Source organism: Arthrobacter sp. UC242_113, assembly GCF_044054585.1.
Lineage (GTDB): Bacteria > Actinomycetota > Actinomycetes > Actinomycetales > Micrococcaceae > Arthrobacter.
On sequence record NZ_CP171968.1, the window covers coordinates 1,422,894 to 1,447,054 of the forward strand.

Below are 24,161 nucleotides of genomic sequence, written 5' to 3' on the forward strand. Positions count from 1 at the left end.
ATTCACAGGTTCGGCCCAACCGGCCGGAAACGACAGCACAGGACAACGGATGACTGAACAGCCAAAGGGCGAACTCGTCTGCAAAGCAAACGAGATCCAGCCCAAGCAGGCCCTTCGGATCCTGATCGACGACTTCCCCGTCGCGATCGTTAAGGACTCCATGGGAGAAATCCACGCCATCGGAGACACGTGCTCGCACGCCGACATCTCGCTCTCCGAGGGCGAGGTGGAAGGTTGCGCCATCGAGTGCTGGGGCCACGGCTCCCAGTTCGACCTGCGCTCCGGCGAGCCCCTGCAGCTGCCGGCCTACGACCCCGTTCCGGTGTTCGCGGTGGAGATCCACGGAGACGACGTCTATGTGGACACCAGCAACGTCCTGAACGGCGCCGAAACGCCGAACTTCAGCTAATCCGGCACCCGGCCTGAAGCCCGGCCGGGCCTGTACCAGAACTTAACAACTTCCAGACCAAAGACCGCACCGCCAACAGAACGGCAGGTGCAGAGGAGAACAAGACACATGTCTACTCTTGAGATCAAGGACCTGCACGTCAGCATCGACACCGAGCAGGGCACCAAAGAGATCCTGAAGGGCGTCAGCCTGACCATCCGCACCGGTGAGACCCACGCCATCATGGGCCCCAACGGCTCCGGCAAGTCCACCCTGGCCTCCACCATCGCCGGCCACCCCCGTTACAACGTCACCGGCGGCACCATCACGCTGGACGGCGAAGACGTGCTGGCCATGAGCGTTGACGAGCGCGCCCGCGCCGGCGTTTTCCTCGCCATGCAGTACCCGGTGGAGGTTCCCGGTGTCACCATGACCAACTTCCTGCGGACCGCCAAGACCGCCATCGACGGCGAAGCCCCGGCACTGCGCACCTGGACCAAGGACGTCAAGGCCGCCATGCAGCAGCTGCGCATCGACGCCGACTTCGCCCAGCGCAACGTCAACGAAGGCTTCTCCGGCGGTGAGAAGAAGCGCGTGGAGATCCTGCAGCTGGAACTCTTCAAGCCGAAGTTCGCCGTCCTCGACGAGACCGACTCCGGCCTGGACGTTGACGCCCTCAAGGTCGTCTCCGAAGGCGTCAACCGCGCACACGCCACGGGCAACATGGGCACGCTGCTCATCACGCACTACACCCGCATCCTGCGCTACATCAAGCCTGACTTCGTCCACGTCTTCGTGAACGGCCAGGTTGTGGAAGAGGGCGGCCCGGAACTGGCCGACCGCCTGGAAGAAGAAGGCTACGACCGCTACGCCGGTGCCGCCGGTGCTGCCACGGCTGCCGCTGCGGTCCAGGCCTAGTTAGGACTGACTGAACATGACCGAAATCGACGCAGCCCGCACCGGGCTGGAGGATGTCGAAGAGGCACTCAAGGACGTCATCGACCCCGAGCTCGGGGTTAACATCGTGGACTTGGGCCTGCTCTACGGCCTCAAGTACTCGGAGGACGACGGCGCACTGCTGATCGACATGACCCTCACCACGGCGGCCTGCCCGCTGACCGACGTGCTCGAAGAGCAGGTCGGAAAGGCGCTCGACGGCGTAGTGGATGACTGGCGCCTGAACTGGGTATGGATGCCGCCATGGGGTCCCGAGCGGATCACCGACGACGGCAAGGACCAGATGCGGGCCCTCGGCTTCAACATCTAATCCGCATAAAGTACGACGACGGCCGGTCGCCTTCTTCACGAAGGTGACCGGCCGTCGTCGTTCCCCACCTACCCATCGATTGCTCCACACCGGCCCTTTTGACCGTTCAAAAGGGCACTTACAGAGCAGTCGATGATGAAACTAGAGCGTCGCGGCGCTGAACGTGTCGCACTGGTTGATGTCACCGGTCTTGTAACCCTGGTAGAACCACTTCTGCCGCTGCGCGCTGGATCCGTGCGTCCAGCCCTCCGGCGAGACGCGTCCCGTGGCCGCTTTCTGGATCCTGTCGTCGCCGACGGCGGAGGCAGCCGAGAGCGCGTCGTTCAGGTCCTGCTGCTTCAGCGGCTCCAGGAACGGCTTGCCGGTCTTCGGTTGCTTCTGCGTGGTGGCGTACCGGGTCCAGAGCCCTGCGTAGCAGTCGGCCTGCAGCTCCACCCGGACGGCGCCGGACTCCGCGCCCTGCGGATCCTGCTGCGCCTTGTCCAGGTCGCCGAGGATGTTCTGGATGTGGTGGCCGACCTCATGGGCCACCACATATTCCTGGGCCAGCGGGCCGCCCGATGAGCCAAAACGGGTCACGAGGTCTTGGAAGAACCCCGGATCGAAGTACGCGGTGGTGTCTGCCGGGCAGTAGAAGGGGCCCACCTCGGAGGTGGCCGTGCCGCAGCCGGTCCGCGTGGCGCCTTCGAACAGCACAGCCTTCGGCCGCGGGTATTTCACGTTGTAGTCGGCGAGATAGGCCGGCCAGAACGTGTTGAGGCTGTTCACGGTCCCGGCAATACGGCAGTCGAGGTCCTTGTCTGCGTCGGAACCCAGCTGGCACTGGGTGAGGGGTGTTCCCGTGCTCTGGGCGGGCTGTTCCTGGCCAGTGCCCAGGAGCCCCCCGAGCAGCTGCGGATTGATGCCGAAGAGGGCAGCGAGGAGGAGGACGACCCCGCCCCCGATGCCTCCGCCGATTTTCGTGCCGCGGCCAACTCCACCGCCGCGCCGGTCTTCCACTTGTGATGGGTCCAGCTCGACCCCGTCATTGAAGCTCATGTTGTCACAATAGTCTTCACCGCAGGGCGGTGGCGGGTTCGGGCCGGTAAAGTTGGTCCGATGCCTTTTCTCAACAACCTTCAGCGTTGGGCCGATGAACGCCCCGACGACACCGCCGTCGTCGTGGCCGGAAAACGTCTCAGCTGGGCCGAACTGCGCGACGGTGCGCAGTCCGCCGCAGCCTCCAGTACAGCGCCTGTCACGGTCCTCGCCCAGCCCAATTCCACCCGGTTTGCCGTGGACTTCGCGGCCGCCGTTGCAGGTGACCGTGAGTGCGCGGTCCTGGACCCCACCTGGCCGGAAGCGCTGCAGGATGAGATTGTCCAGCGGCTGGGCAGTGGTGTTAACGGCAGCGGGGTTGATGCAGTGCCAGGCAGCGCCGGCACTGAGCTTGCGGACGGGGACCCGGCGTCCTCGTTCCTCATCGGCCTGACCTCCGGCACCACGTCCGTGCCCAAGGCGTTCACCCGCTCACGCCGCTCCTGGCAGCAGTCCTTCGAGGCCTCCACGGAGTTCTTCGGGCTCAGCCAGCAGGACAAAACGCTCGCGCCAGGCCCGCTGGCCGCCAGCCTCAACCTGTATGCCCTGGCCGAGTGCCTCTACGCCGGCTCTGAGTTCCACACGCTGGAATCTTTCGACGTCGGCGACGTCCATGCCGCCATTATCCACGACGGCATCACCCGGCTGGTGCTGGTGCCCACCATGCTGCGGCTCCTCAGTGAACGCGGGCTGCTGGGCTGCGTGGACGCGTCGGGCGTCCGGACCATCATCTGTGCGGGCTCGAAGCTGGATGCCCGCACGCTGGAGGCGGCCCGCCGGTGGGCCCCGCACGCCACCATCTTCGAGTACTACGGTGCGTCGGAGCTCAGTTTCGTCTCCGGCGCCGGCCTGGCCGCAGGCGAGCCGTTCGCTGCCGGAAGTACCGCGATCGGCCGGCCGTTCCCGGGCGTCGAGGTGCGGATCCTGGACGACTCAGGAAACGAGCTCCCCGACGGGGCCGCCGGCAACATCAGCGTCCAAAGCGGCATGGTCAGCAACGGCTACCTGTGGGGCGACGACGGCCAGGCCCTTCGCTGCTTCGACGGCTGGTTCACGGTGGGGGACCAGGGGTACTTGTCGGACGGTGTACTGCACATCCTCGGCCGGCGCGCCGACATGATCATCACCGCAGGCAAGAACGTCTATCCGCACGAGGTGGAGCTGGCGCTGTCCTCCGTCCCCGGGGTGGCCTCGGCCATCGCCGCCGGCATGGATGACGACCTCCGGGGCCAGCGCGTGGTGGCCGGCATCGTTCCATCACACGGCGGGGTCACCGCAACCCAGCTCAAGACCGGCCTCGAGGACGTCCTGGCCAAGGACAAGCGGCCGCTGCAGTACTACGCCCTGGATGAGCTTCCGGTCACGGACCGCGGAAAGGTGAGCCGGCGGCTGCTGCTCGACTGGATTGCGGCCCGTGACAGCCGGGTCCGGCACCTTGTCTAGCGTGGGGTCCGGGAGCGTGCAGTTCGAACTGCCCGCCGACCGGCAGCCGGTGATCATCGCCGCGCTGCGCACACCCGTGTGCCGGGCCAACGGTGCCCTGAAGCATCTGCGCTCCCACGAGCTCCTGGCCCCGGTCCTCACGGCGCTGCTCGCCGAAACGGGTGTGGACGCGGGCGAGGTGGCGGACGTCGTCATCGGCAACGCCGTGGGCGCGGGCGGCAACGTCGCGCGGCTGGCTGCCCTCGAAGCCGGCCTCCCCGTCACGGTCCCCGGGCTCACCGTCGACCGTCAGTGCGGCTCCGGCCTCGACGCCATCGTCCTGGCATCGCGCCTCGTCGCGGCAGGCGGCGGCACCTACCTCGCGGGCGGCGTCGAAAGCATCAGCACCGCGCCGCTGCGCGCACACCGGAACCGCGACGGCGAACCCGCCTTCTTCAGCCGCGCCCAGTTCGCGCCGCACGGCCACGGGGATCCGGACATGGGCGTCGCGGCCGAGAACGTGGCCCGGGAGTACGGCATCAGCCGCGCCCGGCAGGACGAGTTTGCGCTGCGCAGCCACCGCAGGGCGGTGGCCGCGGGTACCGGCGGCACGTTTGTCCGGGAGACTGTCCCTCTGCCGGGTACCCCAGGGACCGCGCTGGAACCGGAACCTGTCACGGCCGACGACGGTCCCCGACCCAAGCTCAGCGAAGCCCTGATGGCACGCTTCCCAGCGGCTTTCGTTGAATCCGGCACTGTCACCGCCGGAAACTCGTGCTTCGACGCGGACGGGGCGGCCGCCGTCGTCATCACCTCGCTGGCCAGGGCCCGGGAACTGGGCGCTGCCGATGCCCTGGCTGTGCTCGGCACGGAGACCGCCGGGGTGGAGCCGACGCTGCTGGGGATCGGTGCCGCGGCTGCCGCCTCACGCCTGCTGGCGGCGAAATCCGTTGATGCCGCGGACGTGGACCTCGTGGAGTTCAACGAGGCGTTCGCCTCGCAGACCCTCGCCTGCCTGGACCACCTCGGAATTGACTCCGTCCGGGCCAACGCCGACGGCGGGGCCCTGGCTTTGGGCCACGCCTACGGGGCGTCCGGGGCCGTGCTGGTCACGAGGCTGATGGCGCAGGCACGGCAGGCACCGGCCTCGCCTGCCCACGGGAAGCTCGCCCTGGCCATGATCAGCATCGCCGGCGGCATGGGCACCGCGGCGCTGTTCCGCTACTTTCGGCTGTAGGTCTGGCGGGCGAACCGCGGAGCGAATCCGCTGGTGGGCACAGTCCTTCTATCCCTGGCTTTTGGTCCGGACGGCGATTATTGCCGCGTGCGGCCGGGTTTCCGGTTCAGCGCGGACGTGGACTTCCTGGACATCGAAGCCTGCAGCGACGAGGTGCTGACTCATTGCGTCCTCCGACCAGTAGTACCCGGTCGTAACCGCGTGCGGGAACGGTACGCCGGCGGGACCATCGAAGAATCCGAGAAGAATGCTGCCTCCCGGCTTCATGCAACGGGCAAACTCACCAAGAATGAGAGGCAATTCAGCCGGCTCGAAATGGATTAGCGAATACCACGCGAGGATGCCGTCCAGCCATCCGGCCGGAACTCCCCACGCCCGGAGTGTTGCCACTCGAAAGACTGCGGAGGGAAACCGCCGTCGCGCCTCTTCAATGAAGATAGGAACCAGATCGATGCCCTCAACGTCTACACCGTGGTTCGTGAGGAAGGCCGTCCAGTGCCCCGGACCGCATCCGGCGTCGATGACCGGACCGCTCAGGGAATTAGCCCAACCGGCGATAAGCCGCTGATCCTGCTGATGGGCTGTTTCAGTCGACCCAAACAGCGCCGTGTACTCCGCCGCGCGGGCGGCGTACGCGTGCTGAACCATAATGTCCGTCATCGTGCAATGACCACCACAAAAACTGCAAAAACTCCGACGGCGATCACAGGTTTGTTCCACGTTGACGTGACTCCATTCTGGCCATCGCGGACCCCGGGAGTGATTCCGCCGGAGCGGGCACGATGCCAGGCGGCCACGACGGCGTCACGTCCGGTTTTCGCTTCAGGCTGGCTGATCCGCTCATTGCTCGGGAGGATGCTGTAGGGACGGCTCTTCAAGTCGCTCAGATGCTGGAACCCTGCTCCAAGCGCGGTAGGCGGCGTGGGGGCGCCCCAACTGACATACTTCTTGCCGGCCGCCCAGATGACCGTGGTGAACCGAACCTCGATGTCTTCCACCGCCCCGAAGGGTATCCGGTGATCGCGCCAACCGTTGATCACTTCGAACCCGCAGCCGTCAACGCGCAGGCATGGCCGCCACTGGGCAACATACACGAACCAGGACAGCAGGATCAGCCAGGGCGCTGCCTCTCCGGCGGCTTTGGTAGCTCCACCCACCAGCATCCACGAGAGCATGCCGGCGGCGAGTAGCCACACGGCCGCAGCGACTGCGCGGGCCGACGGAGCACGGTGCGTTACGGCCCGGCCGTCCTCCGCCTTGGCGACGCTATGACCGTCAAGCCCCATCGGTTCCCCCAATTCCCAAACTGACGCTTGCCCCGACCCTACCCTTGCCGGAGCCCGTCTCGTACCGTTTGCTGCATGACTGGGGCGAATGAAGGACGGGTAAGAGTTAGCGGGGCAGAAATCTACTGGGAGACGTCAGGGAACCCCGCGGGGATTCCCGTGCTGTACCTCCACGGCGGCCCCGGCGCTGCTCCCGGCCAGGGTTATCGGACCCGCCACGACGCTTCAAAATTCCGGACCGTCGGGTTGCATCAGCGCGGCTGCGGCAGAAGCTCGCCCACGGTTCAGGATGACCTGAGCTCGTTGTCTGGAAACACCACCCAAACCTTGATCGAGGACATCGAAGCCGTGCGCAAGCATCTTGGCATAGGCAAGTGGATTGTGACAGGGGCGTCGTGGGGTAGCACGCTCGCCCTGGCATATGCCCTTGAGCACCGGGACCGTGTGCACGGGCTCGCCCTGGTGGCGGTCACCACGTCGAGCCATGACGAGCTTCAGTGGATCACAGAGGGCGTCGGGCGGATCTTCCCGGAAGCATGGGAGGAGTTCTCGCGCGCGGCCGGGTGCCGGCCAGGGGAGCGGGTGGTGGAAGCGTATGCCCGCCGCCTCGCGGGCCAGGACCGGGACGACGCCGCCGCGGCAGCCTTGGCGTGGGACCGTTGGGAGTCGACGCACATCTCGCTGGATCCGCTGTGGCGGCCCGGCGCGATGTTCGACGACGACCGTAAGCGCATGACCTTCGCCATTCTCGTCACCCACTACTGGTCCCATGACGGCTTCCTCACTGGAGGGCAGGCCATTATGGAGAGGGTCCACCAACTCAACGGAATTCCCGGCTACCTCATTCACGGCCGGAGAGACATTAGCGGGCCCGTCATCACGCCCTGGAAAGTTCATCAGCGCTGGGAGGACAGCCGTCTCATCGTCATCGAGAACGAAGGGCATGGAGGCCCTGAATCCATGGCCGCGCTTGTCGAGGGCGTTGAAGAAATTTCAGCCGGTCTGTCCCGAACGGACTGAAGGTGCGCAACAGGAAGAGACATTGTGATCTAGGCTTACTGCACATCTCGCGTCCGCCCGTCGCGAGCTAGAGAGAGGCAGAGCCAATGCAGCCCGACCTTGGCCAGCGTGCCGCGAACGAGCACGCCGACGTCGCACGGTCCCTTCTCTCCGCAGCAGAGCAGGCCCTCTCAGGCGCCGATGTCGACGCCGAACTGCAGACCAGACTGGCCCAGGCCCATGCCACCCTTGCCCTCGCGCTCGAAACGCGCGCCGCGGCATATGACACCCGGACTGCCGCGTACGTCGCATATCTGGCGACGCTGAGATCGGATCCCCGCGCGGACAATAAACAGCACGCCGCCGTCGTCGCCAAGCTTGTCCGCGACCGCCTCGGCTTCGAATCCGAGTAGCCGGCCGGTTGCCCGCGACGGGCCGTCAGCTCGTGCCGGTTCCTATTCGTCGATGCCCGTACTGAGGCTCAGCTCGCGCCACTGGTCCAGTTCCGCGCGCTGCGCGTCGGCGACGGCGGCAAACGCACCGTAGGCGTCCTGGCCGAGGACCAGCAGCGACGGCGGGTTCGGGCTTTCGACGACGGCGATGATCGCCTCGGCTGCCTTGCCGGGGTCGCCGGGCTGGGTTCCGTGGACGGTGTCATTCTCCTTGCGGCGCTTGCCGGCCGTCTCCGCATAGTCCGGGATCGCCGTCGCCGACTGCGTGAGTGAGCGGCCGGCGAAGTCGGTGCGGAACGCGCCGGGTTCGATGGCCGTAACGCTGATGCCGAGCGGCCGGAGTTCCTTGTGCAGAGAACCCGACAGGCCCTCCAGCGCCGCCTTGGTGGCGGAGTAATAGCCGGAGCCGGCAGGCGAGATGCGCGCCCCGATGGAGGAGATGTTCAGGATCGCCCCGGCCCGTTTGACGCGCATGTCCGGCAGGACGGCTTTGATCATGTCCACCGCACCGAAAAGGTTCGTGTCGAACAGCTGGCGGACGTCGGCGTCGTCCGCTTCCTCCACGGCGGCTCGGTAGCCGTAGCCGGCGTTATTGACGAGGACGTCGATGCCGCCGAACCGGGCCTGCGCCTGCTGCACGGCCGAGCTGATCTGTTTCTTGTCGGTGACGTCGAGGGGGAGGGCCAGCGCGGTGTGGGGGAAATCGGCCGCGATATCCTTCACCGCGTTGACGTTCCGTGCAGTGACGACGGCGTTGTGGCCGTGGGCGAGCACGGTCTGGGCGAGGGCCCTGCCGAGTCCGGTGGAGCAGCCTGTGATGAGCCATGTGGTCATGGGATTTGCCTTCCGTTGGTTACCCGGGTGGGTCATGTGTCCAGAAAACCGTACTTCGGGCAGGCATGGGAGTGGCTGGTGCTACAGGTAACGGCAGTGCCTCCCGCGGCGGGGCGGCGTGCCCTACTGTTGGGCCTCCGAACCGGTGGATCTACCCGCCGGCCGCGGCCGTCAGGACACGCCCAGCGCGGTGAGGGCAATGAGCACGCAGTTCAGGCCGACGATGAGCGTGGCGCTGGTCCAGCCCGCGATTTTCAGTGGGGTGGAATCGGTGTGGATGCCCATGACCTCGCGCTTGCCGGTGAGCCGGATCAGCGGAATCAAGGCGAACGGGATGCCGAAGCTGAGGAGCACCTGGCTCAGAACCAGGGCCAGCGTCGGTTCGATTCCGGCGCCGAGGATTATCAATGCCGGAATCAGCGTGATCACGCGCCGGGTGAGCAGAGGTATGCGGACCTTCAGCAGGCCTCCCATGATGGTCGCGCCGGCATAGCAGCCCACCGAAGTCGACGCCAGGCCCGAGGCGAGCAGGCCGATGGCGAACACGACGCCGATTGCCGGGCCCAGTGCCGACGTCACCGCGGCGTGCGCGCCGGCGATGGTGTCCGTCCCTTCCACGCCGCGCAGGCTGGAGGCTGCCAGCAGCAGCATGGCAATATTGACCACGCCAGCCAGCAACAGGGCGCCGGCCACGTCGAACCGGGTGGCCCGGATCAGGCGCGTCCTCACTGCGGGGTTCTCGGAGAAGCCGTGCCGGTCCCGGGCTAGGGCGGAATGCAGGTAAATGGCGTGCGGCATCACCGTGGCACCGAGCATGCTCGCTGCCAGGAGGATGGTGTCCGTTCCTTCGAAGCGCGGCACCAGACCGGTCAGTGCGCTGCCGGCGTCCGGCGGATTGACGAACAGCCCGGACACAAACCCGACGGCTATCACGCCGAGCAGGATGAGAATGGCCACTTCAAACGACTTTTGGCTCCGGTTCGACTGCAGCGACAGCAGCAGCATCGACGCGAGTCCGATGATGATCCCGCCGGCCAAAAGCGGAAGTCCGAACAGCAGGTTCAGGGCGACGGCACCGCCGATCACCTCGGCCATGTCGGTTGCTCCGGCCACGATCTCCGCCTGCGCCCAGTACGCACGCCGGCGGCGGGTCCCCAGGCGCTTGCCCAGAATCTCGGGAAGGCTCATGCCGGTGGCCAGGCCCAGCTTGGCAGACTGGTACTGCACCAGTACAGCCATGGCATTGGCCGCCACCAGCACCCACACCAGCAGGTAGCCGTAGCTCGCGCCGGCGGTCAGGTTCGCTGCCACGTTGCCCGGGTCGACATAGGCGATGGCCGCCACGAACGCCGGACCCAGCAACAGCAGGCGCGACCACACCCGGCCCGGTGCGGTGCGCTCTGAAAGGGTCGAAACAGCCATCATCCATCCTCGTCATTGGGGTACCGATAAGACGAGGATACCGAAATTTAGGTATACCGAAAAGTAGCTCTTAGGCCTGCCGAGCTGCGGCTTGTGGTGTGCAGCAGACTGGGGGCCATAATGGCGGTGTGGCTTCCTACCCCAAGTGCTGGAGACTTGCGGCTATTGCGTGGGCCGGCGCAATGGTGATGAGTGCCGCTGCGGGCTGCGCTCCCTCCTCGGCCGGGGAACCGCCCTGCTTTCCGCCGCCCTATTCGGTGAAACCTTCGGAAGTCAGGCCGGGCGAGCCGGTGATCGTCACAGCACCGGACGCCGATTGCAACCCCCGCTATGGTGCGAACGCCCGGATTCAGATCAGCGTCACCGATTCCTCCGGGGCGAAAGTGGTCAACTCTACATCCGCAATGAACGACGGCGGCGGCTTTTCTTACAGTTTCGTCGTCCCCGCAGGCACTGCTGCGGGCCAGTCAACGGTCACGGCAGTCCCGTACAACATTGACTGGTGCGACGACACCGGACGAAACAACCGGGTGGCGGGCGCCGCCGTCGGTCAGTTGCAGCGGGCATCGTGTGTTTTGCCCGCGCAGCCTCTGACCATCCGCCGGTAGCGTTCCGGCGACGGTCCACTGCCGCTTGCGCTGCCTGATTATGAGTAAATTATGGATTCACGCGTGTTTGCCGGCCGAGATCTCGGAGGCTTTGCTCTTCGCCCTGATGAAGGACTGCTCCGCCTCTGAAAGCTGGAGTTCGCCGTGCTGGTCCTGGGCCACATGGCCGCCCGAGACCTGGTACACCACGTTTGCCACGGTCCGCGGAAGTACAACGCAGCCGGGGTTTTCGACGAGCCACTTCTTTGTGGCCTCATCAAGCTCATTCCACCACTGAACAATCGGCCTTTGGCCCATGAGGTGCTCCTCGGATTTGAGACCCTACATTAATTGACAGCGGCCGCCGGATTGAGGCCTCACGGCGCCGCAGAACGTGCAGAAACCACCACGCGCGCACAGCCTACGTACTCATGCCCACCGGCCCCCAATCACGGCGCTGGCCCGTCAACTCCGCGCTCTCCGGCTCCGGCCACGGCGCTGGGTGAGGTGTCGACAGGAATTCACGAATTCCTAAATTGGTGATCAGTAACGAGTGTGGTCCGGATGCCGGGAGGGGTCAAGAGGCTCCCGTAACGTCGCGCAACCGGCGGCTGAGGCCCTTTGTGCTCAAACACTATGCGCTGGACGCGGCGGAGGAGTACTTTTTACACGCCCGGGCGGCCACGCGGCGTCCGTCCGCTACATACACAGCGACCCCACCACGAGGAGCCTCGGATGAAACGAAGGACAACCGGCCCCCTCGCTGATTTCGGCAGCGGAGACATTGCGGCCGCCGGCGGGAAGGGAGCCGCCCTCGGTGAGCTGCTGCGGTACGGGTTTCCGGTGCCCCCGGGCTTCGTAGTCACCACAGACGCCTACCGTTTGCTCCTTGCCGAGACGGGCCTGGGAGCGGCCATGGATGGCATGGATCAAAACATGCCCGACGGCGGCGCCCTCCGCGCGCTGTTCGCCCGCTTTGGCATGCCCGCAGCGTTGCGGGCGGAAATCGTTGAGGCGTATAGGGCTCTCGGCGGCGGTGCCGTGGCGGTCCGTTCCAGCGCCACCGCGGAGGACCTGCCCGGGGCGGCGTTCGCGGGCCAGCAGGACACCTTCCTGAACGTCGTCGGCGAGGAGGCGGTGGCCAATGCGGTCGCCGGCTGCTGGGCGTCTCTCTGGACCGACCGGGCCATTGCCTACCGGCGGCGGCAGGGGACCGACCCCCGGGAGGTGGCTATCGCCGTCGTCGTTCAACAGATGGTGCCGGCCGACGCAGCGGGCGTCATGTTCTCGGCGAACCCGGTCACGGGCGAGCGCGGTGAGATCGTTGTGGACGCCAGCCCGGGTTTGGGGGAGGCCGTGGTCTCGGGGAGGGTGACGCCGGAGCGGTATCTGCTGGACCGCACGGGGAAAATCCGCAGCTTCGTTCCCGGCGGCGGTGAGGTGGTGATCAGCCCGGTAGCAGGCGGCGGGACAAGGGAGCAGGCCGGCAGCCACAGCGCGGCTCCTTCCTTGGCTAATGACCAGTTGCGGGAGCTCGCTGACCTGGCCCGCAGGGCGGAGGAGCACTTCGGCCGGCCGCAGGATATCGAATGGGCACTGGCCGGCGGCCGGATCCATGTCCTGCAGTCGCGGCCCATGACGGCACTGCCGCCCCGGCCGCTCCGGCTCAACGCTGTCCAGCGGCGGGTGGGGCCGTTCTTCGTCGAAATGTTTCAGGAGCGGCCCTACCCGCTGGACGTGTCCGGCTGGATGGAGCAGGGGATCCTGGCGATGCTGCACCGGATGGCCGGAAGCGTGGGAGTGCGGTTCCCAAAGGTCGAGGACCTGTTGCCGGAGGAGGACGGGGTGGTGGTCCAGCTGGTGCCGCCGGTCCCGCGCCTCACGGTCCGCACCCTGGCCGCACCGCTGACCCTTGCCCGCCGCGCGAGGCAGTTCAATATGGCCGACTGGAGGAGCGATCACCGGTTCATCACCTTCCTCGAGCAGGTGGAGCGGCTGGACGGGCGGGACTCGGAACCCATGCGCTGGTCAGAGGTAGTGGGCGTTGCGCGGGAGTGCTTCGCCACCATGCAGGGCATTGCAGAGCTGCGCAGCTCCTACCTGCCCGGCATTTTCCTGCCCATGCTTCGGCTGCGCCTGATGCTGGTGCTACTGGGGCGTTTGAAGCTCGCGTCCGCCCTGATCGCGGGTGCAGAAACCATGACCAGCCGGGCGAACCGGGCCCTGGAGCAGCTGGCCGCGATGGTCCGTGCGGATCCCGGGCTGGCCGGCGCCTTTGCATCCTCCGACGCGCCCGCCTTGCTGCAGCTTGTGCAGCAGGCCCCCGCGCACGCTCCCTTCCGCGAGGCGCTCGCCGGGTTCCTGCGCGAGTACGGGAACCGTGAAACCGTCAGCGTGGTGCTGAGCAGTTCACCCACCTGGTCCGATGCCCCCGAGCTGGTGCTGGGGCTGGTCAAAGCACTGCTGGGCCAGCGGCCCCGCGCGGCCGACCAGACCGGCGCGGCGCTCGCGGCGCTGAAGCGCCATCCGCTCCTTCGCTTCGGGCCGGTCCGGCGGCAGGTGCTGGCCGCCGTCGATGATGCCAGGGCGGGCATGGCGTTCCGCGAGGACAGCCACTTCTACGCCACCAAGGTCATCCCGCCCATGCGCCGCGCGTACCGGGAGCTTGGCCGGCGCCTCGTTGCCGCTGGCGTGATTGACGACGTCAGGGACGTCTACCACCTGCGGTTCGAGGAACTGGAGGCAATAACGGACGACGGCGGCGCGCTGCCACCTTCCGTCCGGCAGCGTTGCCGGCCGCTCGTGCAAGCCAGGGCGGCCAAGCGCCGCGAACTCGAGGGGATTGCGCTGCTGGACACCGCGCTGCTGTTCAGGAACCGCCGTCGTGCCGCCGGCGTTCTGGTCTCCGGCACGCCGGCCAGCCGTGGCCGCGCCGAGGGGCCGGTGCGGATCATCAGGGGACCGGAGGAGTTCGGCCGGCTGCGCAGCGGGGACGTACTCGTCTGCCCGTACACCAATCCCTCCTGGACGCCGCTCTTCCAGCGAGCGGCCGCCGTCGTCGTCGACATGGGAGGGCTCGGCTCCCACGCGGCGATAGTGGCGAGGGAGTACGGAATCCCTGCTGTCATGGGGACCGGCAGCGGCACGGGCATCCTGGCGGAGGGGCAGCGCGTCGTTGTGGACGGGAGTGCGGGTACTGTCTTGCCGGCCGGTGCGGACGAATAGGGGCCGGTAGTGGGGCCGCGCTGTCATACTTTCGCTATGAAAGTGACGGGGTGGCTTTCGCCGGACGAATTCTGGGATGAGTACGGGCGCATGGAGGAACTCGTCCGCGGGTCCTTCGGCGGGTTGCCCTGCTACGGGCTCGGCGAGTGGACCGGGCCAATTGCAATAGGCGAGTGGGATCTGGGCAGTAGCCCGCCCACCGCAGTGGGCGTTGTTTTCGGCTCTAGAGACACGGGCCCCATGGTCCAGGTCACCACCACCAGTCAGGATCCGAGGCTGACCATTGCCCACCGCCGACTGATGGCCGACCGTCCTCCAGTCAGCGGAGAGGACTTGTCACGCCGATTACAGGTGATCACTGCGGAGCGGAGCGAGGAAGTGTCGATCCCGGTCGACGGCGCGGAGGAGTCGTTCGCCGTATGGCGGGACGCCGGCCGTTGGTGGGCCGCGGGCCAGCATGACGGCAACGGCCTGGTGCTGGAAGGGACGACGGGACTGGACGCAAGCGCACTGTCACTGCATCGCGTTTCGGACATTGAGCCCTATTTGCAGGGCCGCCGTGCACAGCTTCGCGCGGTCCGCGGTGAGCTTTAGCTGCGCTGTTCCTTCGGCGTTGTTCCTGGGTCGCTGCGGCCTGCGGCGGTGGTGCTTGCCAGGGATGTTTAGTGCACACTGGTGGCGTGAGCGGAATCCGGTGGGTGCTGCACGTCGATCTCGACCAGTTCATCGCGGCGGTCGAAGTGCTCCGGCGGCCGGAGCTTGCGGGCAAGCCGATCATCGTCGGCGGCCGGGGCGACCCCACGGAACGGGCTGTGGTGTCCACCGCATCCTATGAGGCCAGGGCGTTCGGCGTGGGATCCGGAATGCCCTTGCGCATAGCGGCCCGGAAAGTGCCGGACGCGGTGATTCTCCCCGTCGACCAGGAGGCTTACCTCGCGGCGTCTGACACGGTGATGGCTACCCTGCGCTCGCAGCCCGGCGCCACCGTGCAGGTGCTGGGCTGGGACGAAGCCTTTGTAGGCACTGAGACAGAAAATCCGGAAGCCTACGCCCGGCAGGTGCAGGCCGCTGTCCTCGAGCGAACGCAGCTGCATTGCAGCGTGGGCATTGGCGACACTCTGGTCCGCGCCAAGGTCGCCACCGGTTTCGGCAAGCCGGCCGGCGTCTTCCGTCTCACGTCCGGGAACTGGCTCGACGTCATGGGCACCCGGCCCACCAAGGACCTGTGGGGCGTCGGAAGCAAAGTGTCGGGCCGGCTGGCCAAACTCGGCATCAACACAGTCGCCGAGCTCGCCGCGGCCGACCCTCAGGACCTGGTTCCGGAGTTCGGGCCAAAGATGGGCCCCTGGTATGCGGAGCTCGGACGCGGGGACGGCGCCAGCGTTGTGGACGACACGCCGTGGGTTGCCCGCGGGCATAGCCGGGAGACCACCTTCCAGCGAGACCTGACTGAGCCCGCCCAGGTGGACGACGCCGTGCGGGAGCTGACGGCGCGCGTTCTGGAGGACGTTGTGGCCGAAGGACGGCCCGTTATTGGGCTCACGCTCAAGGTCCGGTACGCGCCGTTCTCCACCACTACCCACGCCAAGAAGATCCCCGAGACATTCGACCGGAGCGAAATCCTCGCGAGGGTTCTGGACCTCGTAGCCTCAATCGAAGCGGGCCGACCCATCCGGCTCCTGGGCCTGCGGGCCGAAATGGCCATGCCCGACGATGCCCGAAAGGGACATACGCCAACACGCGGAGGTTGGTGACGCCGTCGTTCCCGCCCTTGCCAGCGGGGATGAATTGCTTTGCGGAAGTAACAGACGCCGTGGGCTTAACGGCCAACGGCATCTGCGGCGCCTTGGGAGAATGGGACCATGGAATTCAACCGGCTGCTGCAGATCCGGCGCATCTATGCGCAAAGTGCTGCACTGAAGCTGCCCAGGGGCCGGGAGATCGTCGAACGCTGGCCGGACGCCCACGTCGTGCTTGTCGACAACCACTGGAACATCCCGGAGGTGCACGGTGACGAAACGAACGTGCCGCGCTGGTCCCGGATCAAGACGGAGGCGCTGGTCCTGGGCGTTAAGAAGGCGCTGACCGTCAAGCCGAACGGCCGGTCTGCGGACTTCATCGCGCCCTCCACCGCGAACGGCTGCGCCATGGCGTGCGCCTACTGCTACGTGCCCCGGCACAAGGGATACAGCAACCCGGTAACTGTATTCGCGAACATCGACCAGATCGCCGGGGCGCTTGAACGTCATGCCACGCGCCAGGGCCTGAAGCTGGAGCCCAACCAGTGCGACCCGGAACTCTGGGTCTACGACATCGGTGAAAATAGCGATTGCTCCGTCGACGCGCTGATCAGCGACAACGTGGAGGACCTCGTCACGCTCTTCCGCGACCTGCCGACCGCCAAGCTGTCCTTCGCCACCAAGTACGTGAACCCGGCATTGCTCGGCTGGGACCACGGCGGTCACACGAGGATCCGCTTTTCCCTCATGCCCGCGGATTTAGCAAAGTCGGTTGATGTCAGGACATCGCCGGTTGCGGAACGCATGGCTGCAATCAACCAGTTCGTGGATGCAGGCTACGAGGTGCACGTGAACTTCTCGCCTGTCATCATTACGGACACCTGGCTCAGCGATTGGGAGCAGCTGCTGCGCCAACTCGATGCCACCTTGTCAGACGCGGCGAAGGCCCAGCTCGCGGCAGAGGTCATCTTCCTGACCCACAACGAGGGGCTCCACGAGGTCAACTTGGGGTGGCATCCGCAGGCGGAGAACGTGCTGTGGCGTCCGGACCTGCAGGAATCGAAGGTCTCGTCCAATGGCTTCGCTAACGTTCGCTACCGTTCAAGAGCCAAGGCGGGCTACGTGCGGCAACTGACCGCGCTTATTGAGAAGATCGCACCTTATTGCCGCATCCGCTACGCCTTTTGAGGGTCCAGTTTGCTGACGGCCTCGTTACGCCGCCGTTGCGGCGCCGTCAGGCATCTGCGGATAAGCCGGGATTATTGCGCGACACGACGGCATCGCCGAGGATGAGTGCGACACCCCATGCTGCGAAAAAGGAGCCGACGCGATGACCAAGTATCTGATCTCGTTTCCGAGTGCCGCCATGGTCCTCGAGGACGAAGATCTCCAGGCCGTCTCGAATGCGTCGCACGCGGTCGTCCAGGAGGCGAAGGACGCCGGCGTCTGGGTGTTCGGCGGCGGCATCGATGAGAGCATCCCGCCTGTCATGGTCGCCGGCGATGGGACCGTGAGCGAGGGCACCTACCCGCAGACGACGCAGCTCGAAGGCGGCTACGCGGTGCTGGAGCTGCCCTCGTATGATGCGGCGTTGCAGTGGGCCGCGAAGATAGCGGTCGCCTGCCGCTGCGCGCAGGAGGTGCGCGCTTTCCACTACGACCCCGCCAGCTAGGTCCCGCGTCCTGTGCGCAGGGGGCTGGCAGCGCCTGTGGAGCTAGCTGACGCGGCGGTAGCGGATGTGGGTGGCCAGCGGTGAGTGGAGCACCTCGGCTGGTTCGAAGCCGAAGGATTCAACCCCGTCGAAGATGCGCTCGCCCGAACCGAGCAGGACCGGTGCGATGTCCAGGGTGAGCTCGTCGATGACGCCGGCGATCAGTGCCTGGCGGACGGTCGAGGCGCCGCCGGCGATGTCCACGCCGTTGTCCCCGGCGGCCTGGCACGCTGCCGAGTAAGCAGCGTCGAAGCCCTCGGTGACGAAGTGGAAGGTGGTCCCGCCGTCCATCTGGATCGGGTCGTGTTCGTGATGGGTGAGCACGAACACCGGTGCGTGGTACGGCGGTTCGGGGCCCCACCACCCGGTCCATTCCTCATCCCAGTCCCCGCGGATCGGGCCGAACATGTTTCGGCCCATCACATACGCGCCGCGCGGGCGCATGAGCCACCCGTTCGCGACCTTGTCGGCGTCGTTGGCTCGCGGGTCGCCGATGTGCCAGCCGTGCAGCTCCCGCCCCCGCTTGCCTAGGGGGTGTTCGCGGCTCTGGTCCGGCCCGGCGACGAAGCCGTCAAGCGAGATCGACATGTGGCAGGTGGTGTCCGGCACCGCGAACCTCCTGAATGATTGCGACTTGCACGCGATCGTGTGTGGCGATTCTGGGGATCCTAGCACGTGATGGCACCCTCGCGGACCGCCTTCAGCGGCTGGTCGCCGATGTTCTCCCTCCAAATGCGCGGGCCGAGCTGCTGGCCGACGGCGGTCCGAACTTTGGGATGACCTCACTGCTGCTGTTTGCCTAGGGTCCGCCCATTAGATCGCACCCGAAAGTGCCCTGATCCGTTCGCACGATGATAAAGACTCTGGCTTCAGCAGAGGGTGCCTGCGCAAATATCTCAGCCCCTCCCGCTGTCCTACCCTGGGAGGTCAGGCCGGTCATATCGTGCTCGGCCGGCTTCGCATCGGGACCGCAGTTGTATTCGCGGCCGGCAAATTGCACTTTGGAAGGCACTTCCTTAGGCGCAAGGACCCAGTCCGACGTTTGTTGATGGACATTCCATAACCTCACGCAGACGAGAACCCCTGCGAGCACCAACGAAAAAAATACCAATGACAAGGCGATTGGCTTCCCCCGGCTCATGGACCCGAAGGGGAACGCCAACCGCAGGCGGCCTGGGTCAGCCATGAATGTCCATCCCGGACACTGAGGCTCCGGGAGCGAGATGGCGCGTAGCGAGTCGCAGATCCCCCATGAGCGACCAGTAGATCTCGATGTCTGACGATTCGAGATTTAGGACGCAATCTTCACCGCCAAGGAAAAGAGGCACCTTGTAGCCAATGCATTCGCTGAACTGTACATCCCGCCTTCCGGTCGCCATCCATTCAGCGAAGAAGTCCGGTGCGAGGCACGCGTCGAAGAAATCCTCAAGCCCTTGGGTGTGAAACTCCGAGAATGCCACCGGGACTTCCAAAGCTTCACCGGTACCGGGTTCGAGCATGATCACCTCGAAAATCCGGTGCTTACCCGCGGGAAGGATCCAGAGCGAATTGGCGCCCCAGCCAGTCAAAACCAAAGCAGATTAGTTTTCCCTGAAACTCGGGATAGGCAGCGTTCACCCATCCCGAGGCCAAGACGGAGGAAACCGGATCGTGGACGCGATACAGACCTCGCTCGAAGGTACATCCGCCCAACCGGTCAATCAGTCCCTTCACTGTGCCGTTCGGTTCAGTGGATCCTCTAGCTGTACCGGTGGTCATGCGCAATCTGGCCGTGAACGCCTCAGTCATTCATCCTCATTTCCGGTGGCTCCAAAGAAGCCCGCGCTGATTCGACGTCGGGCACTCAGCGCCTGGTCTCGTACCTGGTCAGGAGCACGCCGTCGGGAAACGTCCGGGTCTCCGCCAGCCTCAGGTTCACCCAGTTGTCCAGGGCTGTGAAGAACGGCGTGCCGCCGCCCACCAGGACTGGATGGGTGACGATCGCGTACTGGTCGATCAGCCCGGCCCGCATGGCCGCCGCGGCGAGTGTGGCACCGCCAATGTCCATAGGGCCGCCGTCGTCGGTCTTGAGCCGGGCGATTTCGGTGACCGCGTCACCGGTGACCAGGCGGGTATTCCAGTCGACCGTGCTGGTCGTGGAAGAGAACACCACTTTCGGCATGTCCCGCCAGCGGCGGGCGAACTCGATCTGCGCCGGTGTGGCGCCAGGCTGCTGGTCGGCGGTCGGCCAGTGGGAGCTCATGGTCTCCCACAGTTTGCGCCCGTACAGCGCCAGGCCCGTCGCACCCACCCGGTCGGACCACCATTGGAACAGTTCGTCGCTCGGTACGCTCCAGCCGAGGTCGCCGCCGGGCGCGGCGATGTAGCCGTCCAGGCTCACGTTCATGCCGAAGGTCAGGTTGCGCATGGCGTCAGTCTCCCGTGAGTCGGTATTCGTTGTACAGACCAGCACCGCGCGGAAACGTCGTCGGTCAGGCCACACCGAGGGCCGGTTGACCGCCACGCCAAGCAGATGCTCCGTACGGAAAGGGCGGAGTCCCGACCTTTCGCCATGTCAAAGCGCATCCGCGGCCTCACCGCCGTGATCTACAAGCAGAATGGGTCCATGCCGGTGATCCAAAGTACATTCTCATGAAGCAGATGAAGCTCCGGTACGCCGGCGCGTGCCAGCTGTGCGGCGCCTCTCTTCCGGCCGGGACAGAAGCAATCTATGAGAGCGAGACGAAGACCGTCCGCTGCTTGGAGTGTGCCACCGAGACTACGGAAACCACGTCTGCCGACCTGGAAACACCGTGTGATGAGTCGTTGTCCACTGAGACCGGTAGCCGGATCATCCGCCCGACGCGAATATGACCGCCGCAAGGCGAAGGACGAGGAAAAGCTTCGCGATTCGTGGGGTCGCTTCGGTGGTCTCGCAGTCGCCCTCTCTGACGAGCGGCCGCACACGAAGTCCTGGCAGCGAGGCGCGCGGTGAGGAACGTCTCGGCGCTCGGCTAAATGCCTTGGCAGCCGATGGCCTGGCTGTCCTTCACGACCGACGAATCCCCGGCTCGAAGGCCAACATCGACCACATCGCCATCACCGCCGGTGGGATCTGGGTGATCGATGCCAAGAGGTACAAGGGGCGGCCTGAACTGAAGATCGAGGGTGGCATTCTTCGCCCACGCGTTGAGAAGCTCCTCGTTGGGCGCCGTGATTGCACGAAACTGGTCGATGGGGTGCTCAAACAGGTCGACATCGTGCGCGACCTCGTCGGGGATGTTCCGGTCACCGGGGCGCTGTGCTTCATCGAAGCAGACTGGCCCCTGATCGGGGGCGCGTTCTCGACTCGTGGCGTTCACGTGCTCTGGCCGAAACGGTTGGGCAATGTGCTTATAGAGCAGACCGTCGGCAATGTTGATGTGGCGAGGATGCGTGAGTTGGTAGCCGCGCGGTTCAAGTCTGCATGATCCTGTGATGATGCTGCAGTGAAGGAAAGTGAACCATGCAAGGACATGCTGGCGTGGAGCGTTCCTCTCGTTTTTGGCTTTTACTTATCAGCCTTTTATGTTGTGAGAACGATCGCATTTGTCAAAGGAGGTTTGGGGAGCCTCCTCCTCTTGCTTGAGGAGGCGAATGGACAACTGGTTCCCGGGCGTGCGCATCACTGAGTGTGCCGCCGATTGCTGATCTCTTTGGCGAATCCTCATGGGGATGAATAGACCACGCAGCGCGAGCAGCCCTCGCCGAGCGCCAGCACGGCTAGGATCTAGAACAACTGCGGTATAGCCCCGAATTGGGGGAATTATGAAGTTGATCGTTCTTGCCATTGCAGCGTGGGTCTTGACCGGCCTCATTGCGGTTCTTGGAGTTACTGCCGGTGCCACCGTCTGGGCCTATATGGAACCGGTAGTCGATGTCGTGCCTGAACCGGCTACCTACTTCATCGCCGCTGCTGCCGGGTTCCTGGCTTTGTTCCTCAGCTTGGTTGTCAGTGTCGGCATTACCGTCCATGCTGCTCAATGCAATGCCAACCGAAACGCCCTCTAACCGCACCATCGGCGTCTAGTTTGGCGAACCCTTTACCGTTCTTGCCTGACGAGTTCGAGAACCTGAGCATAGTTTTGCTCGAGTGTGGGTTTCGGGCTGACCATGCGCCGCAAGGCAATGCGGACGACGTCGATGGCGACTTTGCTGGTAACACGCACCAGTGGGTACCCCGCCTCGACTACCTCCCAGTGCGCGCCAGGAACAGTGTGCGTGAGTAGATCTCCGTAAAACATCCCAACGGGGCGGACAAGCTCGGCCGGCAACCCATCATTGATCGCTTGATCGAGGGTGGCAAGGCTTTCTGCCGTGCGCGGGAATGTTTGCCCTCGCTGCTGGAAATAACCGCGGAGTCCTTCGTATCCGCCGACGTTAGTTAGCGGGGGTTCCATGGCATCCGAAGTGATTGGCTTATATTCTGCGTACCTTCTCGGCATTCCCGGGGGCAGTTTCTGCAGAGGCTCGTCGGGATCTTCGGGCATGTTCATGGGTCGTCCTTATCTATCGTCGCGCCTGTGAATCCAACTGCATGAGCAGGAGTCTGAATTCAGCTTTAGCGCAGTGGCCAGGGATTCCACCCGCCCGGTACGCCGCGGAGCCGGATCTCTGCCTCGCGGAGCCGATCGGCGGCGGGAGCAGGTTCGCTTTTCCCGCTTTCGGACCCGGACCCGTCGAAGGCTGTCAGTGCATATTCGCTCCAACGTCGTCTGCCCACGGGGTAGCGCTCGGCATATCCGCCGGCCGCCACGGAGAGCACCAGCATCTCCAGCCGGTCCGCTGTTGTCTGAACAGTTTCGTCGCATGCATCGCAGCCACACACAGGAAACGAGAAGTCGTGCAGCACCCCGGCTTGCACCACAACGCCCGGGTATCCAGTCAGCACAAACGTCAGGGACGCCGCCCCAGAACTACGTGGAGTGACCTTCACAGCCTCCAGTACATCCCGGGCCTCCATCAACAGTTCTGCGGCATGGGCCGGATCCTCGTGAACCTCCACGTTGTACACGGCAGCCAGGTGCCCTATGAGAGCACGGGCGACGAGATGCAGTCCCGCAAAGCGTTCGGGGTGGCTGTCCACGCTATACGACTCCGAATCAGGGCCCCCATCGCCCCACCGACGCCCGTACGGAATGGGGGCACCGCCTTCGGAATAGTAAGTGGCCTCCGGCAGGGCCGGCCGGACGTAGGGCGGTAGCCCTGCTGGCTGGACTGCCGGACGGGGGTGCATCGCCGGGGGATCGTCCGGTTCCTCCTGGGCCCAATCCGTTACCATGGCAACGAGTCCCTGGACTGCGGTGTCATCCGCGCTGGGCAGGATATCCAGCAAACGATCGACGTCGAACTGCTTCTCCCCGTTTCCCACGGTAGGAGCACCGCCCTCGTAAGCGGTCCACACCGCGTCCGGCCTCAGACGAGCAAGAGTGTTACCGGCGAAGACCGCCGCCGCGGCCTTGAGAGCACTGTCGTTCACAATCTCAGAGCCAGTGGTGCGCAGGAACCGAAAGAGACGACCGGCATCGGCAGCCAACTCCTTGGCCTGCACTCCACGGCCGACACAGAACTCAACGAACTGGTCGTAGCCTGCAACATGCCTGACCGCCGGGACAGGGTCCGACTCCTCCCGGTAGAGCGCCGTTCCCCGTGTCATCGGTGCCGGCAATCCGGTGGGCTTTCCTTCGAACAACTCCTCAGCTGACCCCATATGCGATCCTAGCCCGTGTGTGCAAGATTTCGAGCCGGTGCTGCCCCTGCGCAAACAACTCCAAGGTATTGCTCACGCGGCACGGGACCGGTCTGTCGGCGGAACCCCAAACGGGTCTGCCGCAGGTTTCCTGTCGTGATTCTCAGACCGTGTCTAAGAAACCCGTCGAAACTGGGTTGGTATCAGATATGAAATGCTTCCCCTGTGAAAAAAGTGATGCGGCCGAGACGGTACTGTGCCGTGCCCTGGAGGAAAAAGCTCACGTCGTTATACAGCGTGGCATCAAGAAAGCGGACCAAATCCGGGGCTACGTTCTCGCGATTGACCAACACTGGATGCTCCTAGCCAAGACTCGGGATGGCGGCTACACAGACGGCTTCAGCGTGCTGCGCGTCGCCGACATAACGCAGGTTCGGCCGGACAAGTCTTTTGAGGCACAGTTTTTGCGGCAGATGGATCAGTGGCCGCCGGCCGGGCCATCTGGGCCCATCGACTTGTCCGGACCCCAGACGATCATCACTGGCGCGGCTGCCGTTCAGACACTAGTCGGTTTGTACACAGAGGTGAAGTGGCCGGACGAGTGCTATATCGGAGCCCCCGTGGACTGGGAAAAGAAACGTGTCTGGCTATTGGAGCTCGATGGCCAGGCTCGCTGGGAACGCGACATGAGCGCCTATCACCTGAAGAAGATCACTCGGATAGAGTTCGGCGGCGAGTACGAGAAAGCCCTGCTTGCCGTTGCCGGCCCGCTGCCACCTCGCACTGCCCCGATGGCAAGTTAGCTGAC

27 protein-coding genes are annotated in these 24,161 nt (G+C 65.2%); 16 read left to right on the plus strand and 11 right to left on the minus strand.

What is annotated here, in order from left to right:
- The first annotated feature begins 49 nt into the window (after positions 1-49).
- From ACHMXB_RS06265 to ACHMXB_RS06275, 3 genes are all read left to right on the plus strand, one after another.
- On the plus strand, positions 50-409 hold the full coding sequence (locus ACHMXB_RS06265) for a non-heme iron oxygenase ferredoxin subunit (protein WP_395403716.1): 360 nt from the start codon (positions 50-52) through the stop codon (positions 407-409).
- A 108-nt stretch (positions 410-517) separates the two neighbouring features.
- Positions 518-1,306 carry a Fe-S cluster assembly ATPase SufC gene (gene sufC, locus ACHMXB_RS06270; RefSeq protein WP_395403718.1) on the plus strand — a complete coding sequence of 263 codons (789 nt, stop codon included), beginning with the start codon at positions 518-520 and terminating at the stop codon, positions 1,304-1,306.
- 16 nt (positions 1,307-1,322) lie between these two features.
- Positions 1,323-1,655: a metal-sulfur cluster assembly factor gene (locus ACHMXB_RS06275; protein ID WP_102973549.1), complete on the plus strand. Its 333-nt coding sequence runs from the start codon at positions 1,323-1,325 to the stop codon at positions 1,653-1,655.
- 141 nt (positions 1,656-1,796) lie between these two features.
- Here the strand turns inward: ACHMXB_RS06275 and ACHMXB_RS06280 are convergent, their stop codons facing one another.
- Positions 1,797-2,693 (minus strand): neutral zinc metallopeptidase, encoded by an 897-nt coding sequence (locus tag ACHMXB_RS06280; protein ID WP_395403720.1) that lies wholly within the window; start codon positions 2,691-2,693, stop codon positions 1,797-1,799.
- A 60-nt stretch (positions 2,694-2,753) separates the two neighbouring features.
- On the opposite strand from ACHMXB_RS06280, the gene ACHMXB_RS06285 reads away from it, so the two are divergent.
- Together ACHMXB_RS06285 and ACHMXB_RS06290 are read left to right on the plus strand one after the other, a co-directional pair.
- On the plus strand, positions 2,754-4,175 hold the full coding sequence (locus ACHMXB_RS06285; RefSeq protein ID WP_395403722.1) for a class I adenylate-forming enzyme family protein: 1,422 nt from the start codon (positions 2,754-2,756) through the stop codon (positions 4,173-4,175).
- A gap of 1 nt (position 4,176) precedes the next feature.
- Positions 4,177-5,391, plus strand: coding sequence for a thiolase family protein (locus ACHMXB_RS06290; RefSeq protein WP_395403724.1), 1,215 nt, complete (start codon positions 4,177-4,179; stop codon positions 5,389-5,391).
- Between the two features lie 48 nt (positions 5,392-5,439).
- On the opposite strand, the gene ACHMXB_RS06295 is transcribed toward ACHMXB_RS06290, so the two are convergent.
- Entirely contained in the window at positions 5,440-6,051 is a 612-nt protein-coding gene (locus ACHMXB_RS06295) for a class I SAM-dependent DNA methyltransferase (RefSeq protein WP_395403726.1), read from the minus strand.
- Positions 6,048-6,677 carry a hypothetical protein gene (locus ACHMXB_RS06300; protein WP_395403728.1) on the minus strand — a complete coding sequence of 210 codons (630 nt, stop codon included), beginning with the start codon at positions 6,675-6,677 and terminating at the stop codon, positions 6,048-6,050. Before ACHMXB_RS06300 ends, ACHMXB_RS06295 begins: the two co-directional genes overlap by 4 nt.
- Before the next feature lie 75 nt (positions 6,678-6,752).
- Between ACHMXB_RS06300 and ACHMXB_RS06305 the strand changes: the two genes are divergently transcribed.
- Positions 6,753-7,697 carry an alpha/beta fold hydrolase gene (locus tag ACHMXB_RS06305; RefSeq protein WP_395403730.1) on the plus strand — a complete coding sequence of 315 codons (945 nt, stop codon included), beginning with the start codon at positions 6,753-6,755 and terminating at the stop codon, positions 7,695-7,697.
- An 86-nt stretch (positions 7,698-7,783) separates the two neighbouring features.
- Positions 7,784-8,089, plus strand: a complete 306-nt coding sequence (locus ACHMXB_RS06310) for a hypothetical protein (protein ID WP_395403732.1) — start codon at positions 7,784-7,786, stop codon at positions 8,087-8,089.
- Between the two features lie 42 nt (positions 8,090-8,131).
- Here ACHMXB_RS06310 and ACHMXB_RS06315 read toward each other — a convergent pair whose 3' ends face one another.
- Entirely contained in the window at positions 8,132-8,962 is an 831-nt protein-coding gene (locus tag ACHMXB_RS06315) for an oxidoreductase (protein WP_395403734.1), read from the minus strand.
- 171 nt (positions 8,963-9,133) lie between these two features.
- Complete coding sequence (locus ACHMXB_RS06320; protein ID WP_395403736.1) at positions 9,134-10,384, minus strand: Nramp family divalent metal transporter; 1,251 nt, start codon at positions 10,382-10,384, stop codon at positions 9,134-9,136.
- 128 nt (positions 10,385-10,512) lie between these two features.
- Between ACHMXB_RS06320 and ACHMXB_RS06325 the strand changes: the two genes are divergently transcribed.
- Positions 10,513-10,992 (plus strand): hypothetical protein, encoded by a 480-nt coding sequence (locus tag ACHMXB_RS06325; protein ID WP_395403738.1) that lies wholly within the window; start codon positions 10,513-10,515, stop codon positions 10,990-10,992.
- A 57-nt stretch (positions 10,993-11,049) separates the two neighbouring features.
- Here the strand turns inward: ACHMXB_RS06325 and ACHMXB_RS06330 are convergent, their stop codons facing one another.
- On the minus strand, positions 11,050-11,289 hold the full coding sequence (locus ACHMXB_RS06330; RefSeq protein WP_395403740.1) for a hypothetical protein: 240 nt from the start codon (positions 11,287-11,289) through the stop codon (positions 11,050-11,052).
- 417 nt (positions 11,290-11,706) lie between these two features.
- Here ACHMXB_RS06330 and ACHMXB_RS06335 point away from each other — a divergent pair, with 417 nt between their 5' ends.
- The 5 genes from ACHMXB_RS06335 to ACHMXB_RS06355 all read left to right on the plus strand — a co-directional run bounded on the left by ACHMXB_RS06335 (position 11,707) and on the right by ACHMXB_RS06355 (position 17,607).
- The gene (locus ACHMXB_RS06335) at positions 11,707-14,196 is read left to right on the plus strand and encodes a PEP/pyruvate-binding domain-containing protein (protein WP_395403742.1); all 2,490 of its coding nucleotides are present in this window, start codon (positions 11,707-11,709) and stop codon (positions 14,194-14,196) included.
- 36 nt (positions 14,197-14,232) lie between these two features.
- Positions 14,233-14,790: a hypothetical protein gene (locus tag ACHMXB_RS06340; protein ID WP_395403744.1), complete on the plus strand. Its 558-nt coding sequence runs from the start codon at positions 14,233-14,235 to the stop codon at positions 14,788-14,790.
- 104 nt (positions 14,791-14,894) lie between these two features.
- Positions 14,895-15,950 (plus strand): DNA polymerase IV, encoded by a 1,056-nt coding sequence (locus ACHMXB_RS06345; RefSeq protein WP_395405153.1) that lies wholly within the window; start codon positions 14,895-14,897, stop codon positions 15,948-15,950.
- Positions 15,951-16,058: 108 nt separating this feature from the next.
- A complete protein-coding gene (locus ACHMXB_RS06350) occupies positions 16,059-17,123 on the plus strand; it encodes a spore photoproduct lyase family protein (protein ID WP_395403745.1) in 1,065 nt (354 codons plus the stop codon).
- A gap of 142 nt (positions 17,124-17,265) precedes the next feature.
- Positions 17,266-17,607: a YciI family protein gene (locus ACHMXB_RS06355; protein ID WP_395403747.1), complete on the plus strand. Its 342-nt coding sequence runs from the start codon at positions 17,266-17,268 to the stop codon at positions 17,605-17,607.
- A 42-nt stretch (positions 17,608-17,649) separates the two neighbouring features.
- On the opposite strand, the gene ACHMXB_RS06360 is transcribed toward ACHMXB_RS06355, so the two are convergent.
- The 3 genes from ACHMXB_RS06360 to ACHMXB_RS06370 form a co-directional block, all read right to left on the minus strand.
- Entirely contained in the window at positions 17,650-18,255 is a 606-nt protein-coding gene (locus ACHMXB_RS06360) for a dihydrofolate reductase family protein (RefSeq protein WP_395403749.1), read from the minus strand.
- A gap of 569 nt (positions 18,256-18,824) precedes the next feature.
- Positions 18,825-19,220 carry a T6SS immunity protein Tdi1 domain-containing protein gene (locus ACHMXB_RS06365; RefSeq protein ID WP_395403751.1) on the minus strand — a complete coding sequence of 132 codons (396 nt, stop codon included), beginning with the start codon at positions 19,218-19,220 and terminating at the stop codon, positions 18,825-18,827.
- A gap of 269 nt (positions 19,221-19,489) precedes the next feature.
- The gene (locus ACHMXB_RS06370; protein ID WP_395403753.1) at positions 19,490-20,053 is read right to left on the minus strand and encodes a dihydrofolate reductase family protein; all 564 of its coding nucleotides are present in this window, start codon (positions 20,051-20,053) and stop codon (positions 19,490-19,492) included.
- A gap of 595 nt (positions 20,054-20,648) precedes the next feature.
- On the opposite strand from ACHMXB_RS06370, the gene ACHMXB_RS06375 reads away from it, so the two are divergent.
- Complete coding sequence (locus ACHMXB_RS06375; RefSeq protein WP_395403755.1) at positions 20,649-21,095, plus strand: nuclease-related domain-containing protein; 447 nt, start codon at positions 20,649-20,651, stop codon at positions 21,093-21,095.
- A 337-nt stretch (positions 21,096-21,432) separates the two neighbouring features.
- Entirely contained in the window at positions 21,433-21,675 is a 243-nt protein-coding gene (locus ACHMXB_RS06380) for a hypothetical protein (protein ID WP_395403757.1), read from the plus strand.
- A gap of 32 nt (positions 21,676-21,707) precedes the next feature.
- Here the strand turns inward: ACHMXB_RS06380 and ACHMXB_RS06385 are convergent, their stop codons facing one another.
- Both ACHMXB_RS06385 and ACHMXB_RS06390 read right to left on the minus strand, forming a co-directional pair.
- Positions 21,708-22,160, minus strand: a complete 453-nt coding sequence (locus ACHMXB_RS06385) for a DUF6278 family protein (protein WP_395403759.1) — start codon at positions 22,158-22,160, stop codon at positions 21,708-21,710.
- A 65-nt stretch (positions 22,161-22,225) separates the two neighbouring features.
- Positions 22,226-23,374, minus strand: a complete 1,149-nt coding sequence (locus ACHMXB_RS06390) for a DUF6226 family protein (RefSeq protein ID WP_395403761.1) — start codon at positions 23,372-23,374, stop codon at positions 22,226-22,228.
- A 149-nt stretch (positions 23,375-23,523) separates the two neighbouring features.
- Between ACHMXB_RS06390 and ACHMXB_RS06395 the strand changes: the two genes are divergently transcribed.
- The gene (locus ACHMXB_RS06395; protein ID WP_395403763.1) at positions 23,524-24,156 is read left to right on the plus strand and encodes a hypothetical protein; all 633 of its coding nucleotides are present in this window, start codon (positions 23,524-23,526) and stop codon (positions 24,154-24,156) included.
- Positions 24,157-24,161: the final 5 nt, after the last annotated feature.